Annotated in this window: 17 protein-coding genes; 7 read left to right on the forward strand and 10 right to left on the reverse strand. The window is 68.8% G+C overall.

Going from position 1 to position 15,761, the window contains the following annotated elements; translation table 11 throughout:
• Positions 1 to 10: 10 nt before the first annotated feature.
• Positions 11 to 1,132 (reverse strand): phosphodiester glycosidase family protein, encoded by a 1,122-nt coding sequence (locus AU192_RS06715; RefSeq protein WP_082694934.1) that lies wholly within the window; start codon positions 1,130 to 1,132, stop codon positions 11 to 13.
• 130 nt (positions 1,133 to 1,262) lie between these two features.
• Here AU192_RS06715 and AU192_RS06720 point away from each other — a divergent pair, with 130 nt between their 5' ends.
• A complete protein-coding gene (locus tag AU192_RS06720) occupies positions 1,263 to 1,556 on the forward strand; it encodes a GlsB/YeaQ/YmgE family stress response membrane protein (protein ID WP_064395021.1) in 294 nt (97 codons plus the stop codon).
• On the opposite strand, the gene AU192_RS06725 is transcribed toward AU192_RS06720, so the two are convergent.
• Both AU192_RS06725 and AU192_RS06730 read right to left on the reverse strand, forming a co-directional pair.
• Complete coding sequence (locus AU192_RS06725) at positions 1,553 to 2,857, reverse strand: PQQ-dependent sugar dehydrogenase (protein WP_064395022.1); 1,305 nt, start codon at positions 2,855 to 2,857, stop codon at positions 1,553 to 1,555. The two genes, AU192_RS06720 and AU192_RS06725, sit on opposite strands and share 4 nt — an antisense overlap.
• Positions 2,835 to 3,596, reverse strand: coding sequence for a pirin family protein (locus AU192_RS06730; RefSeq protein WP_064395023.1), 762 nt, complete (start codon positions 3,594 to 3,596; stop codon positions 2,835 to 2,837). The genes AU192_RS06725 and AU192_RS06730 overlap by 23 nt, the downstream gene beginning before the upstream one ends.
• A 67-nt stretch (positions 3,597 to 3,663) precedes the next feature.
• On the opposite strand from AU192_RS06730, the gene AU192_RS06735 reads away from it, so the two are divergent.
• A complete protein-coding gene (locus AU192_RS06735) occupies positions 3,664 to 4,128 on the forward strand; it encodes a MarR family winged helix-turn-helix transcriptional regulator (protein WP_064395024.1) in 465 nt (154 codons plus the stop codon).
• On the opposite strand, the gene AU192_RS06740 is transcribed toward AU192_RS06735, so the two are convergent.
• Positions 4,103 to 5,227: an NDMA-dependent alcohol dehydrogenase gene (locus AU192_RS06740; protein ID WP_064395025.1), complete on the reverse strand. Its 1,125-nt coding sequence runs from the start codon at positions 5,225 to 5,227 to the stop codon at positions 4,103 to 4,105. The genes AU192_RS06735 and AU192_RS06740 overlap by 26 nt on opposite strands.
• Before the next feature lie 152 nt (positions 5,228 to 5,379).
• Between AU192_RS06740 and AU192_RS06745 the strand changes: the two genes are divergently transcribed.
• The gene (locus AU192_RS06745) at positions 5,380 to 6,300 is read left to right on the forward strand and encodes a DUF4436 family protein (protein ID WP_064395026.1); all 921 of its coding nucleotides are present in this window, start codon (positions 5,380 to 5,382) and stop codon (positions 6,298 to 6,300) included.
• Between the two features lies 1 nt (position 6,301).
• On the opposite strand, the gene AU192_RS06750 is transcribed toward AU192_RS06745, so the two are convergent.
• Positions 6,302 to 7,324: a sigma-70 family RNA polymerase sigma factor gene (locus AU192_RS06750; protein WP_064395027.1), complete on the reverse strand. Its 1,023-nt coding sequence runs from the start codon at positions 7,322 to 7,324 to the stop codon at positions 6,302 to 6,304.
• Positions 7,325 to 7,340: 16 nt separating this feature from the next.
• On the opposite strand from AU192_RS06750, the gene AU192_RS06755 reads away from it, so the two are divergent.
• Genes AU192_RS06755 through AU192_RS06770 form a run of 4 tightly spaced genes read left to right on the forward strand, consistent with a single transcriptional unit; the run spans position 7,341 to position 10,446 of the window.
• Positions 7,341 to 8,180: an alpha/beta hydrolase gene (locus AU192_RS06755; RefSeq protein WP_064395028.1), complete on the forward strand. Its 840-nt coding sequence runs from the start codon at positions 7,341 to 7,343 to the stop codon at positions 8,178 to 8,180.
• 26 nt (positions 8,181 to 8,206) lie between these two features.
• Positions 8,207 to 9,169 carry an alpha/beta hydrolase family protein gene (locus tag AU192_RS06760; RefSeq protein ID WP_423202674.1) on the forward strand — a complete coding sequence of 321 codons (963 nt, stop codon included), beginning with the start codon at positions 8,207 to 8,209 and terminating at the stop codon, positions 9,167 to 9,169.
• Between the two features lie 9 nt (positions 9,170 to 9,178).
• Positions 9,179 to 9,955, forward strand: coding sequence for a DUF2786 domain-containing protein (locus AU192_RS06765; RefSeq protein ID WP_064395030.1), 777 nt, complete (start codon positions 9,179 to 9,181; stop codon positions 9,953 to 9,955).
• Entirely contained in the window at positions 9,952 to 10,446 is a 495-nt protein-coding gene (locus AU192_RS06770; RefSeq protein ID WP_064395031.1) for a TIGR04338 family metallohydrolase, read from the forward strand. The genes AU192_RS06765 and AU192_RS06770 overlap by 4 nt, the downstream gene beginning before the upstream one ends.
• On the opposite strand, the gene AU192_RS06775 is transcribed toward AU192_RS06770, so the two are convergent.
• The 5 genes from AU192_RS06775 to AU192_RS06795 all read right to left on the reverse strand — a co-directional run bounded on the left by AU192_RS06775 (position 10,443) and on the right by AU192_RS06795 (position 15,694).
• The gene (locus tag AU192_RS06775) at positions 10,443 to 10,772 is read right to left on the reverse strand and encodes a YbaB/EbfC family nucleoid-associated protein (protein WP_120275471.1); all 330 of its coding nucleotides are present in this window, start codon (positions 10,770 to 10,772) and stop codon (positions 10,443 to 10,445) included. The genes AU192_RS06770 and AU192_RS06775 overlap by 4 nt on opposite strands.
• A complete protein-coding gene (locus tag AU192_RS06780; RefSeq protein ID WP_064395032.1) occupies positions 10,769 to 12,292 on the reverse strand; it encodes a PPE domain-containing protein in 1,524 nt (507 codons plus the stop codon). Before AU192_RS06780 ends, AU192_RS06775 begins: the two co-directional genes overlap by 4 nt.
• A 26-nt stretch (positions 12,293 to 12,318) precedes the next feature.
• Complete coding sequence (gene eccE, locus AU192_RS06785; protein WP_064395033.1) at positions 12,319 to 13,716, reverse strand: type VII secretion protein EccE; 1,398 nt, start codon at positions 13,714 to 13,716, stop codon at positions 12,319 to 12,321.
• Positions 13,713 to 15,071: a type VII secretion-associated serine protease mycosin gene (mycP, locus tag AU192_RS06790; protein ID WP_064395034.1), complete on the reverse strand. Its 1,359-nt coding sequence runs from the start codon at positions 15,069 to 15,071 to the stop codon at positions 13,713 to 13,715. The genes eccE and mycP overlap by 4 nt, the downstream gene beginning before the upstream one ends.
• Positions 15,072 to 15,292: 221 nt before the next feature.
• Entirely contained in the window at positions 15,293 to 15,694 is a 402-nt protein-coding gene (locus AU192_RS06795) for a DUF3224 domain-containing protein (protein WP_064395079.1), read from the reverse strand.
• Between the last annotated feature and the right edge of the window lie 67 nt (positions 15,695 to 15,761).

A 15,761-nucleotide genomic window follows, 5' to 3' on the forward strand; every position in this document is an offset into this window, starting at 1 on the left:
TGTGGACGGTTTAGTTGAACGCGAGCCAGCTCGGTAGTCCGCGTTCGCGTGAATCGCACAGCACCTGCCGGGTGTCACAGGATCCGCGGGGCACGCCCGCGCCGGTCCACATGCCGCCGGTGTCTCGACGCAGCACGATCGACGACGAACCGCCACCGTCGAGCAGGATCGCCGTGTCACTGCCCAACCCGCGGAACAGATCCTGGATCTGGTCGGGGGTGTAGCTCCCGCCCTGGAAGACGTACATCTCGTCCTTGTCCTTGGAGTATGCGAGCGCGGTGCGCGCCGCGCTCGGTCCGCCGTCGTTGAGCTGACCGGTGTCGCCCGGCGCGAGCAGGCCGATACCGGCGACCGCGACGAACCGCACGCCGTCGTCCACCAGCCGCTGTACCACCGGCGAAGCCGCGTCGTAGTCGTCAGGGCTGGCGGGCGGCACCACATACGGCGCACCGCCCACCGGAAGGATCATGGTGGACAGCGCTTTCCAGTGCTCGTTGCCGCCGGACAGCCCCTGTTTACCCGCATAGGCGACGGTGCCGGTCACCGCCACGTTCGCCTTACCCTGGCCGCGGGTGTTGTCGACGTAGGCGCCCAGCGGTGAACTGCATCCGGTGGACTTCCACGAGCCGCCTCGTTGGCCGCGCACGTCGAAGAAGTTGGCGTTGATCGCGATCGTCGGCTGTCCGAGCGCCTGCCAGGCCTGCAACGGAGTGAAGATCTCCGACGCCTGCAACAGCCCCTCCCCGGTGCGGGCGCGGGGATCGCGTTCGCAACGCGCTTGATAACCCCGGTGCGAGTCGACCAGCAGACGCGGCGCAAGCCGGGTGGAGGCCGCCTTGATGATCATCAGGCGCCCGCCGCTGGTGGTCTCGTACCAGCCGCCGCCCGCGTTGAGCATCGGGGCGGGATGGCCACCGCCGAAGTTGTAAACGAGATAGGACCCTCGGGTGTTGGCGATCGCGGTGGCGAGTTTCTCGCGTGCGCCGGCGGCATTGGCGGCGGGGGCCATGGACAAGACCGCAGACAGCACCGCGCACAGCAACAGCGCCGCGGCCGCTGCCGCGAAGCGTCTGATGTTTGCTGTTCGCGCCGACACGTGAGGCTCCCAAATACGACGATGAAACGGTGACATCATCAATCTCACCTTGAACACCGTCAACTTGCGTCACAGCGGCATCACGATCCGATCTCATCGTGCCTGCGCGTTGAAACCGGGGTTAACGGGTAATCGGCCTGCGGCAGACAACGAACAGGGAGCAGAAATGATCGGAACCATCCTCAGCGCGCTCATCGTCGGTCTGATCGTGGGTGCGCTCGCGCGGCTCATCATGCCGGGCAAGCAGAACATCGGTGTGATCATGACGATCGTTCTGGGTGCCCTCGGCTCATTCCTCGGGTCCTGGCTGACCTACTCGCTCGGCTATACAAACGCGAACGGCGGGTGGGAGGTCATCCCGTTCCTTGTCGGCATCATCGTGGCGATCGTGCTGATCGCGATCTACGTCGGAATTACCGGCCGGCGGTCGGGGACCACGCGCGGCACGGCGGTCCGCTAACGCCCCGGCGGGGCCAACCGGTAGACCGCGTCGGCGTAGTCGTCGGTGATGTAGACGGCGCCGTCGGGCCCGACCACCGCGGCGACCGGTCGGCCCCACCGCGAGCCGTCTTCGGACTGGAACCCGCCGACCAGCCTCTGCTTGTCGGCGAGTTCGCCGTTGCGCCAGCCGAAGAACGCCACCTCGGGGGCATACGGCGGCTCCCGGTTCCACGACCCGTGCACGCCGACGAGGGCGCCGCTTGAGTACGGGGCCGGTAGCACGCCGTCGGTGAAGCTCATTCCGAGCGGGGCGGCATGCGCGCCGAGGCTCTGTTCGATCGGCGGCAGGGCCGCACAGTCGAGGCGGCTGCCGTCGGCGTTCGTCTGTACGTCGCGGATCAACGGCAGCCGCGCCGGGCCACCGTCGGGATTGCAGAAGGGCCAGCCCAGTTCGCGCCCGGGCGTCAGTCGCGCCACCGATTCGGGCGGATGCAGGCTGACGTAATCCTGGCGGACCTCGCCGGTCTGCGGGTCGGCGATGTTGTCGCGGTTGTTGACGGCGGTCCACACCGCTCCGTCCGGCGCGATCGCCAGGCCGGTCCCATTGCGGACCCCGGTCGCGAACGGCTCGGCGGGGCCACCGCCCGGCGGGACCCGCATGATCGTGGCGCGCGGCGGATCGGCGTCGCGATCGGCGGCAGTGATGTTGCCCGTCGAGCCAATCGAGAAGTAAACGCTGCCGTCGGGGCCGATCGCGACTGATTTGAGGGCGTGGGCATACGCGCCGCGCAGGTCCGGACTTCCCGCGTCCGGTAGATCCCCCGCCAGGGTGCGGCGATCGGTGGCCGCGCCGTCGGCGTAGGTGTAGGCGTCGACCTGGTCGCTTTCGGCGACGTAGAGCGTGTCACCTTCGAAGGCCAGCCCGTGCGGTTGGTCGAGTCCTGAGAGCAGGGTCGACTGGCGGGGTTGCGCATCGGTGGGCTGCAGCCGCAACACCACGCCCGTGCTGGGCTGCGACACCAGAAGCGCGCCGTCAGGTGCCCAGGCGGCCAGCCTCGCCTTCGGGACGCGCGCCCACACCGCCATCGACCAACCGGCGGGAACGAGCGCCTGACGCGGCTCATCGAACGGCGCCTGCGCCAGGGCAGGGTCCACGGCGACGGTCACCTCGGACAGCTCCGAGGTCGCTTCCGCGGTGGCCGAGCGTTCAGCCGGGGGCGGGTCCGGCGCCGGCGCTCGCCCGGAATCCGACGAACAGCCCGTCGCCAGCAGCACACCTGCCATGCAGGCGATCGCGTTATGCCGCAGCCAAACTCGCATGCATCTCCCAGACCAGAATTTCGGCCGACGTCGTGGCGGTGACGCGCTGGCCACCCGTACCCGTGAAACGAACGGCGTCGCCCTCACCCAAGGGGCCCGCGCCCTCGAGCGTGACCTCGCCGCGGGGCACGAACAGGTGCAGATACGGGGCGTGCGGCAACTCGACGCTGTCACCGGCCTGCATGCGCGCTCCGTGCAGGGCGGCGTACTTGTTGCGGATGAAGATCGCGGTCTGGTCCCGGTGTTCAGGAATACCGCTGGCGATCGTGATCAGACCGCCGCACAGCAGTTCGTCATCGATCTCGAGTTGCTGATAGCCGGGCTCGATTCCCGACTCGTCGGGGATCACCCACATCTGGACGAAATGCACAAGCTCACTGGGGGATTCGGTGCCCGTCAAGGTCCATGAGTCGTTCTTCTCGGAGTGCAGGATGCCGCGACCGGCCGACATCCGTTGTGCCAGACCGGGATAGATCACGCCGGAGTGGCCGGTGGAATCCTGGTGCACCAGCGATCCGCGCAACACCCAGGTGACGATCTCCATGTCCCGGTGCGGATGGGTATCAAATCCGGTACCCGGTTTGACGATGTCGTCGTTGTTGACCAGCAGCAGGCCGTGATGGGTGTTGTCCGGCTCGTAGTGGCTGCCGAAGGAAAACGAGTGCTTGGAGTCCAGCCAGGAGATCGCGGTCTTCGCGCGGTTGTCTGCCCGGCGGATGTCGACGGTGGGGGCGGTCATGGCTTACCTCTCGCTCGGCGCCCAGCCTAAAGGGGGCTACTGGACGCGACAACATAGATGATGTGTCATGTATTCCGTGTGGCTGACGAGGCGCGAACAAGAGGTGTGGCGGAAGTACCTGACGGTCACGAGCCGTCTGCAGACGGCCATGCACCGGCAACTGCAACGTGACTGCGAGCTGTCGCTGGCGGACTACGAGGTCCTCGTCGCGCTAACCGAGCGCGGTCCGCAGCGCATCAACGACCTGGCCGAGGCGCTCGGGTGGGAGCAGAGCAGGTTGTCACACCAGCTGCGGAGGATGCGCGGGCGCGCACTGCTCGAGCGGCACGGCAGCGACGACGACCGGCGGGGCGCCAGCGTATCGATCACCGACGGTGGGCTCGGAGCGCTGCAGAGGGCTGCTCCGGGGCACGCAGAACTCGTGCGCAGCACGGTGTTCGAGGGTTTCACACCACAACAGCTTCAGGCGTTCGAGGACGTTTTGAACGCGGTGCTGGACCGGCTGGCTACCAGTCCGCCTCGTCGTAGGTGACGACGCCGCGGATGTTCTTACCGTCGAGCATGTCCTGGTAGCCGGAGTTGATGTCCTCGAGGCGGTAGGTCCTGGTGACCATGTCGTCGATGTTCAGCAAGCCCGACTTGTACAGGCCGACCAGCTTCGGGGTCTCGATGTGCGAGCTGCCGCCGCCGAAGATGTTGCCCTTCAACGTCTTCTGCAACATCGTGAACAGGAACAGGTTGAGCTTGACGTCGACGTCCATCATCGAGCCCATGCCCGTCACGACGCAGGTGCCCGTCTTGGTGGTCAGCGTCAGTGCCTCTTCGATGTACTCGCCCTTCATGTCCCCGACGGCGATGATCGTCTTGTCGGCCATCACGCCATGGGTGAGGTCGATGACCGGTGCGATCGCCTCGGCCATCGACGGGTAGACGTGGGTGGCGCCGAACTTGATCGCCTGTTCGCGCTTCCACTCGTTGGGGTCGATCGCGACGACGTGGCGGGCCCCGGCGATGACGGCGCCCTGCAGTGCGCTCATGCCGATGCCGCCGACGCCGACGATCACGACGGTCTCACCCGGGTTCACCTCGGCCACGTTGGTGGCCGACCCGAAGCCCGTCGGGACCGCGCAGCCCAGCAGGGCGGCCGACTCGAACGGAATGTCCTTGTCGATCTTGACGACGGAGTCCTTGTGCACCGTCATGTGGGGCGCGAACGTGCCGAGCAGGTTCATCGGCGAGACCTCGGTGCTACCCACATGCACCCGGGAGGTGCCGTCGGCGATCGCCTTGCCGCCGAGCAGTACCGCGCCGCGGTCGCACAGCGAGCGGTGGCCCTTGAGGCAGGGTGCGCATTGTCCGCACGCCGGGATGAACGCGAGGATGACGTGGTCACCCTCCTCGAGACCGGTGACGTTCTTGCCGACCTTGGTGATGACGCCGGCGCCCTCGTGCCCGCCGAGCGCAGGCAGCCCGATCGGGGTGGCGCCGGTGGTCAGGTGGTAGTCCGAATGGCACATGCCGGCGGCGTGCAGGCGGATCTGTACCTCGTCGGCGACGGGGTCACCGATCTCGATCTCGTCGATGGAAAACGGTGAGTTGAGCTCCCACAACAGCGCGCCCTTGGTCTTCATGGCCGCTGACTATAGAACACGTTGCAGAACAGGTGTCAACTCCGCTGTGAACTGCGCAGATGAGGGCTTCGGCCCATCGCAGGCACCGCTGTCGGCCGGCCGGCTGCGCGTCGAGCCGCTTTGGGGCGCACCTTCGTAATACGCTGCCCGCGATGAGCACACCTTCGCCGCGATGGCGCGCTGTGCGGGCGTTTGCGGTCTTCGCTGTGGCGCTGGTGCTGCTGATGGCGGGCAACCTCGCGCTGTACGCGTCCAGCAGGCACTGGGCCGAGGACGGTCTGCAGCTCGGCGACTTCGACAAGCCCGACCGGATCGACCTCACCGTGTGGGTGAACCGGGTGGACACCGAGACGACGACGGTGGCGGCGACGATCACCGACGTCGAGGCCAACGGGAAGTACGCCGATGAAGACGGCCATCTGAACCTGGACACCAAGCTGCTGAGCAATTCCTTCACCAACCCCTCGGTGAACCTGCCGAGCGGAGAGACCGTGCCCGTCATCGAGCAGAAGTTCGGGATGGTCGGGATCCCGACCGACTACCCCTTCGATCGCTACAGCGCCTTCCTGGGGCTCAACATCGCGGCCGACGACGGCACCGCGCTGCCCACGACGCTCACCGTGTTCAACAACGACTCGTTCTTCCGGGTCGCGCTGGGCGCCGACCCGGACGTCGAAGGCGACAGCGTCGACGCGGATCTCTTCATGAAGCGCAGCACCCCGACGCTGGTGTTCGCCGTGTTCGTGATGGTTCTCATGCTCGGGTTGGCCGCGGCGGCGGTCACGGCGTCCTACTACGCGCTGCGTTGGCGCAGAGGCCTTGTCCTGCCGGCCTGCTCGATGATGGCGGCGATCCTGTTCGCATTGATACCTCTTCGCAACGCCGTGCCCGGCGGGCCGCCGATCGGCTCGCTGATCGACTTCGCGGCGTTCTTCATCGCCGAGGGCGTCATCTCGATCGCACTGATCACCAGCGTCGTGCTCGGCTACCGGCACGACATCGCCTATGAGCGGGCAGAAGCGGCCAAGGAGGGCCTGAGCATCGACGAGTACGCGCTGGGCCGCAAGCCGTAGGTCAGGCCGTGTCGGCCAGCCCGAACGGGGCGAAGGTCGTGGCGTGGAACGCCACGACATGCGCGATTCCGCCGGCCGTCACGTCGAGCACGTGTAGTTGGAAGGCCTCGTGCACCCCGGTCTCCCGGTTGAGCAGGTACAACGCCGCGGCCGGCTGACCGTTGGCCGTGGTCCGGATGAACCGCATATCCCCGGGCCCTTCGGCAGGGCAGTGCGTTTTCGACAGAGCCACGATGTTCTCCGGGCCCTGGTACCAGCCGTCGAACGGCGGCATCTCCCACACGGCATCCGCGGTGAACAACTCGACGAGCTTGTCGACGTCGTAGCTCTCGAACGCTGCGATATAGCGCGTCAGCAGGTCTTGGGCCTCCGGCGACTCCGGCGCGCGCAGCTCGTCGTCCTCCCTCGGGCCTACGGCGTCCAGCTGCGCACGCGCCCGCTGTAGCAGGCTGTTCACCGCTGCCGTCGACGCGCCGACCGCCTCGGCGACCTCGGACGCCTTCCACTGCAGCACGTCGCGCATCACCAGAACGGCGCGTTGCCGCGGTGAGAGGTGCTGAAGAGCCGCGACGAATGCCAGCCGCACGGATTCGCGAGAGCCCACGATGACCGACGGGTCGGCCGGGTCAACCGCCTGATCGGGCAGCGGCTCGAGCCACGGCACCTCCTCGCGGGCGACGATGTCGTCGAGGGGATCGGAACTCGGGGCCCCGAGGCCCGTCGGCAGCGGCCTGCGCTGCCTGCTCTCCAGCGCTGTCAGGCAGGTGTTGGTGGCGATCCGGTACAGCCACGTGCGCACCGACGATTTGCCCTCGAAGCCTTTGAACGACTTCCACGCCCGCAGATAGGTCTCCTGCACCAGATCCTCGGCATCGTGCAGCGAACCGGTCATTCGGTAGCAGTGCGCGAGTAGTTCACGGCGATACCGTTGGGCATCGGCCAGGAAGGCATCCTCGGCGCTGCTGTCGTCGACATCGTGGGCCAGGACCGTCACGCCGCCGAGCTTAATCAGTGGGTCCGACAACGGATAGTCTCGCTGCGTGGCCACGACCCGCAGCGAACGCAGCTTCGACGGTATCGGCGGTGTGCGCATCGTCTACGACGTGTGGACTCCCGAGGGTGATCCGCGCGGCGTGGTCGTGCTGTGCCACGGATACGCCGAGCATGCCCGCCGGTATGACCACGTCGCGCAGCGGTTCGGCCAGGCCGGCCTGCTCACCTACGCGCTCGACCTGCGCGGCCACGGGCGCTCCGATGGCAAACGGGTTTACCTGCGCAACATCGGCGAGTACACCGGCGACTTCGAAACCCTGGTGACGATCGTCGCCGACGAGCACCCCCGGCTGCCGCGCATCGTCCTCGGCCACAGCATGGGCGGCGGCGTCGTCTTCACCTACGGCGTCGAGCACCCCGACGACTACACCGCGATGGTGCTGTCGGGTCCCGCCGTCTACGCCCACGAGGCGGTGTCACCGGCCATGATCACGGTCGCCAAGGTCCTCGGCAGCATCCTGCCGGGCCTCCCCGTCGAGCAACTGCCCACCGAAGCGGTGTCGCGGGACCCCGACGTGGTAGCCGCGTACATGGCCGACCCGATGGTGCACCACGGCAAGCTCCCCGCCGGGGTGGCCAAGGCGCTGATCAAGGTCGGCGAGACGATGCCGCAGCGGGCGTCCGCGCTCACCGCGCCGCTGCTGGTGGTGCACGGCGAACAGGACAAGCTCATTCCCGTCGCGGGCAGCCGCCATCTGCTGGCGTGTGTCGCATCGACCGATGCGCACCTGAAGGTCTATCCCGAGCTCTACCACGAGGTGTTCAACGAGCCCGAGCGTGACCTGGTACTCGACGACGTCACCTCGTGGATCGAGGCCAAGCTTTGAAAGCAGTTGTCGCGGGGGCGCTTTCACTGATCGTCGTACTGTCGGGATGTTCGGCCTCGGGCGACGTGCAGTGGGTCGACGAGGACGTCACCTTCACCGCCGACGACCTGACCATCCACGGCACATACCGGCACGAGACCGGCGACACGGTGGGGCCCGCCGCGCTGCTGATCTCCGAGAGCGGCGCCACGGACCGAAACGGCGACAACCAGGTCGCCGGGCCGGTCGGGAACATGCGCCAACTCGCCGAACTGTTGTCGGACCGCGACGTGGCCAGCCTGCGTTACGACAAGGTCGGCACCGGCCAGACCGGCCTCGGCCCGTACGCGCAGCGGCCCACCGAGGTGGTCAGTTCGGTCTACACCACGGGCGCGAAGGCCGCGGTGCGCTACCTGGCCGATCAGTCGCGGACCGACGACTCCCGCATCTCGGTCTATGCGGTGGGCGAAGGCACCATCCACGCGATGACGCTGGCCGGCGACACCGACGCCGATGCTCCAAAGATCCACGCGCTCGGCCTCTTTCAGCCGCTGCCCGGCCGCTACCTCGACATGATCACCAACCGGGTGCGCGCCGGCGGCGCTGCAGAGACCCTGTCCGCGTGGCTGGCGGCCGTCGAGCAGGTCCGGACCACGGGGACGGCGCCTGCGAACCTGCCCGAGGGCCTGGGCGCGATGCTGAACCCGGGCAACGTCAACGCGGTCGTCGAAGCCGACAAGATCGACCCGCTGACGCTGGCAGCCAAGGTGCCCGCGGGCACACCGGTGCTGTTGACCTGTTCGGACTCCGACGCGCAGGCGTCGTGCGACTCGATCCGACCCCTCGCGGACGCGCTTGGGCACACCGCGCTGACGGTCGTGGAGCTCAAGGGGGTCAACCACGTGCTGCGTGACGACCCGAGCGACAACGTCGCCAACTACGCCTCCCAAGATCCGCTTTCTCCACAGGTTGTCGAAGCGGTGGACCGCTTTGTCGCCGAGCAGCCCTAATCTGGCGCCATGAGTGACGACAAGATGCTGGCCCGCATCGCCGCACTGCTGCGGCAGGCCGAGGGCACCGACAACGCGCACGAGGCGGAGGCATTCATGGCCGCGGCGCAGCGGTTGGCGACGGCCACCTCCATCGACCTGGCGGTGGCGCGGTCGCACTCCGATCAGCGCACGAAGGCGCAGATGCCGGTGCAGCGCACGATCACGATCGGCAACGCGGGCACCCGAGGGCTGCGGACGTATGTGCAGTTGTTCACCGTGATCGCGCACGCCAACGACGTGAAATGCGATGTCGCGTCGAACTCGACATTCGTCTACGCCTACGGATTTCCCGAGGACATCGACGCCAGCCATGCGCTGTACGCGGGCCTGGTCATGCAGATGGTCAGGGCCTCGCAGGCCTACATCGAGTCGGGCGCCCACCGTCCCACGCCGACCATCACCGCGCGAATCAACTTCCAGTTGGCGTTCGGCGCCCGCATCGGCCAGCGACTGGTCGAGGCGCGGGAGGAAGCACGCCGGGAGGCCACGAACAGCCGCGACAGCCGGCCGGGCACCGCGATCGCGTTGCGGGACAAGGACCTCGAGTTGCGCGACTTCTATCGCGAAACCTCCGAGGCGCGCGGGACGTGGCGGGCGACCAGCGCGACGGCCGGCTACTCCTCGGCCGCCCGCCGTGCCGGTGACCGCGCGGGCCGCAAGGCCAGGCTCGGGCCCAGCCCGGAAATCGCCAATGCGCGTTCGGCGCTGCCCGGGAATGGGCGCCGCGCCTCCGGGGAGACGTGACGCCGCGCGACACCCAGAGGGCGAAGGTGTACGCCGCGGAGGAGTTCGTCCGGACGTTGTTCGACCGGGCCGCCGAGCACGGCAACCGCGCCATCGACTTCTTCGGGACCTCGTTGACCCTGCCGCCCGAGGCACGGTTCGCGTCGGTGGAGTCGGTGCAGCGTTATGTCGACGAGGTACTGGCGATGCCCGCCGTGCGGCGACGCTGGCCGCGGGTGGCCCCGCTCGGCGTGCGGCCCAGGCGCGGAGCCAGCGCCGCTCACTACGAACTCGATGACGACGGCGCCGTCATCGCGGTGCCCGAAGTCCGGACCCGTTGGGCGCTGCGCGAATTGGTGGTGCTGCACGAGATCGCACACCACCTGTGCGAGGCGGCGCCGCCGCACGGGCCGCAGTTCGTGGCCACCTTCTGTGAACTCGCCGACACGGTGATGGGGCCGGAGGTGGCCCACGTGTTACGCGTGGTGTACGCGAAAGAGGGTGTACGTTAGCGGTTCCCGTCGGTGATGTCGGCGACGGCGGCGTCGATCCGGTCCCGGTCGGCCTCCAGCGACGCGGTGGCCGCGGCCGTCGCGGAGTCCAGCGCCTCGTTGAGCCGCTTCTGGACCTCCTCGACACCCAGACCGAGCAGACCGTCCTCGATGACCACGCCCGTCAGCTGGTGGTGACCGTCCAACGTCACTCGTACAGTGTCGAATTCGTCAGTGCCGGTGAAGGTTTGAGAGTTCATCCGGTCCAGCTGGTCGTCCATGAGCGACTGCAACTGCTGCGCCTGCCGCAACACGGCGGCGACGTCGGGGTGCATATCGTCGCTCACGCGTCGTCTCGGCTCTCGCCGTCGGTGATCGCCCTGCGCCTGCGATTGCCGACGACCGCCTCGGTCCACGGCCGGTCCTCGGTGTAGAGGTCCTCGTCGGGCGTGACTCGGGGATCGCGCCGCTTTTCCTTGCCCTGTTGGGCGCCGGCACCGTGCGCCATCGGGGCCATACCGCCGGCCATGGGCGTACCCGCGCGGCCGTTCGTCGATGATCCCGGTGCGCCGCCCGCCGCGGCAGGCACGGTCGGGGCGGGCGCGACCGTCTCCGCGGTTACCGGGGCCGACATCGGCGTCGCAGGCATGCCACCGCCGCCGGAGCCACCGCCTCGCCCGCCGCCTGCTCCGGCACCGCCGACAGCAGCGGGGCGCACTCGCGGATCGGTCGACTTCGGGCCCGATGCGGCAGCCCCAGCCGGCGCACCGCCGCCCGACGGCGTACCACCGCCCGAGGGCGCACCGCCACCCGCCGGCGCACCACCGCCGGCCGGCGCGCGACCTCCGGCAGAAGCGCCACCCGGGCGCGCCGCACCCTCGGCCCGGTCCGCGGTCCCGGACCGCTGCGGGCCGTACGACGCCATAGCCGCGCGACCGCCGCCGGTTTGCGCACCGGGGCCACCGACGATGGCGGCGCTGTCGGCGTCGGAGCTGGACGGCATCGCGGGCCGCACGGGTGAGAAGGTCGCGCCGCTCGCATAGTCCTGGCGCACGTCGTCGGACCGCTGCTGCAGCTCCTGCAGCCGCTTCTGGATCGTGGCCATCTCGTTGGAGGTCGCGACGGAGTTGCCCACCGTCGTCTGCGCCGCGAGCTCACGCAGCCGGGTCTCCAACTCCACGTACTCGGTGTGGATGCCCGCATGCTCGGCCTTCGCGGCATCATGTGCCGCAATGATTTTCGCCGCCGCTTCCGCGAGGTCGTGCCAGCCCTCGGCGAGTTGTTCCAGCCAGCCGCTGAATTCGGCCATCCTGGCGTACGCGGCGTCGGCGGCCCGGCCCTCCCAGTCGCCGCTGGGCGGCCGCGGCGCGGCGTCCCTCACCCGGGTACTGGCCAGACCCCATTGCAGCATGGCCATTTTCAGCGATGCACCGTTGTCCCCGGCGACCAGGTCAGCCTGCGTCTCGTGCACGTCGCTGTAGCCGGCCGCATCGAGTGGCTGCGGAGTGCCGACCGGATGGGGAAGCGCGGGCGGCGGCGTCGCCGGGGCGGGCACCGCGATCGCCTCGACCGCTGCCCGTCGGTTGGGGTTCTCGATGGCTCGCCCGCAGGTTTCGTCGACCTCGGTGTAGGCGTCGGCGGCGATCTGCAGCATCTCGGCGATGCGCTGGTTCTCCGTCTCGGCCCACCGCTGAAACTCCATCAGCGACTGCGCGTTCGCGTTCAGGTTGGCGACCGCGGCGGCCGAGGACGGCAGCGCATCCGGCGGCACCACCGCTTCGGCTACGGGGTTGTGCCACTGCGTCCCGTGCATCTCTGCGGACTGCTTGGTGAGCTCCGCCGGTTCGACCCGCTGGATCTCGCCCATCGCTACCCCTGCGCCCGCATGTCGGCTCAGCCCTCGAGGACCATCTGGTAGCGGCTTTCCTCGCGCGGATTGATCAGCCTTATCGGCAATTGGCGATGACGGGGCGTCTCGATGTAGTTGTTGCGCAACATCACCCGGCCGAGGCCGGGGTGCGGGCTCAAGTACGTCGTCGCATGCGGCCACGCCACCTTGGCCTCGTTCCCGATCCTGGCGTTGACGTATCCGGCGAACTCGTTGAACTGCGGCGTCAGGGTGACCACGGCACCTGCCGCCGCCGACCGCACGATGAACTGGGTGAACAGCCGGGAGTCGCCGAGGTTGATGCTCACGTCGACGTCGTCGAACGGTATGTAGACGGGGTAGCGGTCGGCGGTCTCACCGACCAGCACCCCCGCCGACCCGATCGGCAGCTCGTAGTGGCGGTCGCCGACCGGGCTGATGCCGTGCAGAGCCGCCCGCTGCCCACCGAACAGACACGAAAAGCCGCGTGGTGTGGCGGGATTGGCCAACGTGGTCAGCAGCACCGTCGAGCGTGGGGCCTCACCGGGCCGAATGCGGACCCGGGTGATCGTATGGTCGGCGCGCGCCGACCACCACACGTCAGGTCCGCCCGGCGCGGTGTAGGCCGCGGTGAACGTGCTGCGGCCCTTGATCGCCGACCACGTCTCACGCTCGAAACTGATCTCGGTGGCCCGGTCGAGATCGTCGAAACTGCGCGCAGGGCGAGCGTCGATTCCGTTGCCGGCCAACTGATCCGCGATCCGGGTGGCCGAGGACACCAGGTACCGCGCAAGCCCGGCAACCCCGGACTCGCGGCGCTGCGACGACTTGCGCGTGAACTCGGGGTCGGCGCGCAGCACGATCCAGGTGCGCCGGTTCGCCGGAGCCGGATACGGACCGACGACCTGTTCGTACAGCGAAATCAGCGTGGCGGGAGCGGTTTTGCCGACGCGATACCCCGACGACACCACGTCGGCCTCGACGTCCGGGCAGTGCGCGGCCACGAGTTGTTCGACGAGCCGGGTGTCGACGACGTCGTCGGTGAACGCCGCGCCGTTGACGATCACCGTCGGGGTGAACGGACGCGGCACCAGTTCGATCGCCGCGGTCAAGTACTCGTCCTGCCATCGCACGGCGACGTGATCGCCCGGCATCACAGTCGCGCCCACCGCGGGTTCCGACGGACGCTGCGGAACGTCGCGGTGCCTGCGCCGCCACGCGAACACCGCCGCCACCCAACCGGTGATCCGCAGCCCGCGGATGGTCACCACCGAGCCCAGCGCGATCAGCACGGCGAGCGTGATTCCGAGCCACAACAAATTCAGCTCGGCGAACACCAGAACGGTCGCGGGGATCAGCGCCGCCGCCCAGATCGCGTGGCCCGTCGTGAAGCGCAGGCCGAACATGCCGAAGAGCCTGTTCATCGGCGCCTCAGTGCGCGGCGGGCCAGCGCGCCGAGTCCGAGCGCGGCCGCAAGCCCGGCTCCGGTGACGACCACCGCGGTGATCGGCCCCCGATCCGGCGGCGGGGTGAACACCGGCGCCGGAAGCTCCTTGACCCGGTACTGCACCTGCTCCGGGCCGGGAGGCACGTCCCACGTCAACGCGGCGACGGGGTCGACCGCCCCGGCGCCCACATAGTTGTCGACGCCGCCGCCCGGGTGCCGCGCCGTCGCGGTGATCCGGTTCATGATCTGGGCGGGCGTGAGCGCGGGGAAGCGCTGTTTGAGCAGCGCCGCCAGCCCGGAGACGTAGGCCGCGGCGAACGACGTCCCGCTGATGGGGATCGGGCCGTCCTGGCCCTGCAGCGCGTTGACCGGATTGCCGTCGTAGCCGAGCGCGACGAGGTTCTCGGCAGGCGCCGCGGCGCCGAGCCACGGACCCGACATCGAGAACGTGCTCGGCTGGCCGTTCGGGGCGATCCCGCCGACCGTCAGCACCAGCGGTGAATACCAGGCGGGGCTGACGATCGTCTGCACCTGCTTCCAACCGCGCGGATCGGTCGGAACCGCGGGATCGGCTGGCGGGTTCTGCGCGCAATCCTGGCCGGTGTTGCCCGCGGCGACGACGATGACGGCGCCCTTGACGTTGACCGCGTAGTTGATCGCGGCGCCAAGGCTGGTCTCGTTGATCGGGCGGGTGACCTTGTAGCAGGCCGCCTCGCTGATGTTGATGACCTGCGCGCCGAGATTGGCCGCGTGCACCACCGCGCGCGCGAGGCTGCGCAGCGATCCTGCGGTCTGGGTGGCGTTCGGGTCGTTGGGGTCCTGGCGCGTCCCCACCGTCTGGAACGCCTCGGAGGTCTGGCGCAGCGACAGGATGCGGGCGTCGGGCGCGACGCCAACGAAGCCGTCGTTCGGCGCGGGCCGACCCGCGATGATCGACGCTGTCAACGTGCCGTGCGCATCGCAGTCCGACATGCCGTTCCCGGCCTGGTCGACGAAGTCTCCGCCCGGTTCGGCGGGCACCCGCGGTGAGCCGACGACGCCGGTGTCGATCACCGCGACGGTCACGCCCGCGCCCGTCGCGAACTTCTGCGCCTCGGACAACCGCAGGTAGTCGTTCGCCCAGGGCCGGTCGGCGAAGTTCGCGTTCGGAAACACCGTCGGCGCAGAGCAGACCCGGCGCTGCTCCATCGGCTGATCCGGCCCGGTCTCATCCGGGGGCACGGCCGCGGGATCGATCGTCGGCGGCTCGATCGCCGTCGCCGGAGGGGCGGCGATCAAGGCCAGCAACAGCACCGCCGTCAGCACGCCGACGCGTTCGAAGAGGCGCCGCACGCGCTACGCACCTCCCCGGCGGCCGGACTGGTCGGCGGTGTGCCACCACACCGGCAGCAAACTGAAATCCGCCCGTTGCGCAGGGCAAACGCTCACGTCACGCCGATGGGCCGATTGCACGCAGCCAATCTTAAGGGGCCGCTCGGGGGAGTCATTCCACTATCTGGTGGCGCACGCCCGTCACCAGGGGCTGCCGCGTCGGTTACCGCAGCGCCTGCGGCCTAGGTGACCGCGATGTCCAGACCGTCGACGTCCAGGGTCAGCGCCCCCGCAGGGTCGGCGCGGAACTTCCCGTTGCCCGCCGCTTCGGCCAGCCCGCCGGTGCCCGATGCGATCCGCACCTCTCCACTGGCCACGCCGTCCCGGTAGGCGCCGTCGTGCAGCAACACCAAGCCGCCGGTCGCGCCCGCGATGGTGCCGGTGACGTGCTCGATGCCGACGAACAGCGCACTCTTGTCCGGTCCGTAGGCCAACAGCCACTTGGTCGTCGACGTACCCTGGATGTCACCTTCGTAGCGTTTCGAGACCAGGGCCTCGGTGAGCTTGGTGGCCTCGTCGCCGTTCTCGAACGGCGTCTCATCCCAGCTGGCGATCTGGAAGGTCGCCTCGATATGTCTGCTCATGACCGGCGGATACCCGGTCACCGGACCGCGGAACCGAGAGGCCGACGGGCAGCACCGCCGGTCACTG

It is taken from the genome of Mycobacterium lehmannii (assembly GCF_001499925.1).
GTDB classification, from domain to species: domain Bacteria; phylum Actinomycetota; class Actinomycetes; order Mycobacteriales; family Mycobacteriaceae; genus Mycobacterium; species Mycobacterium lehmannii.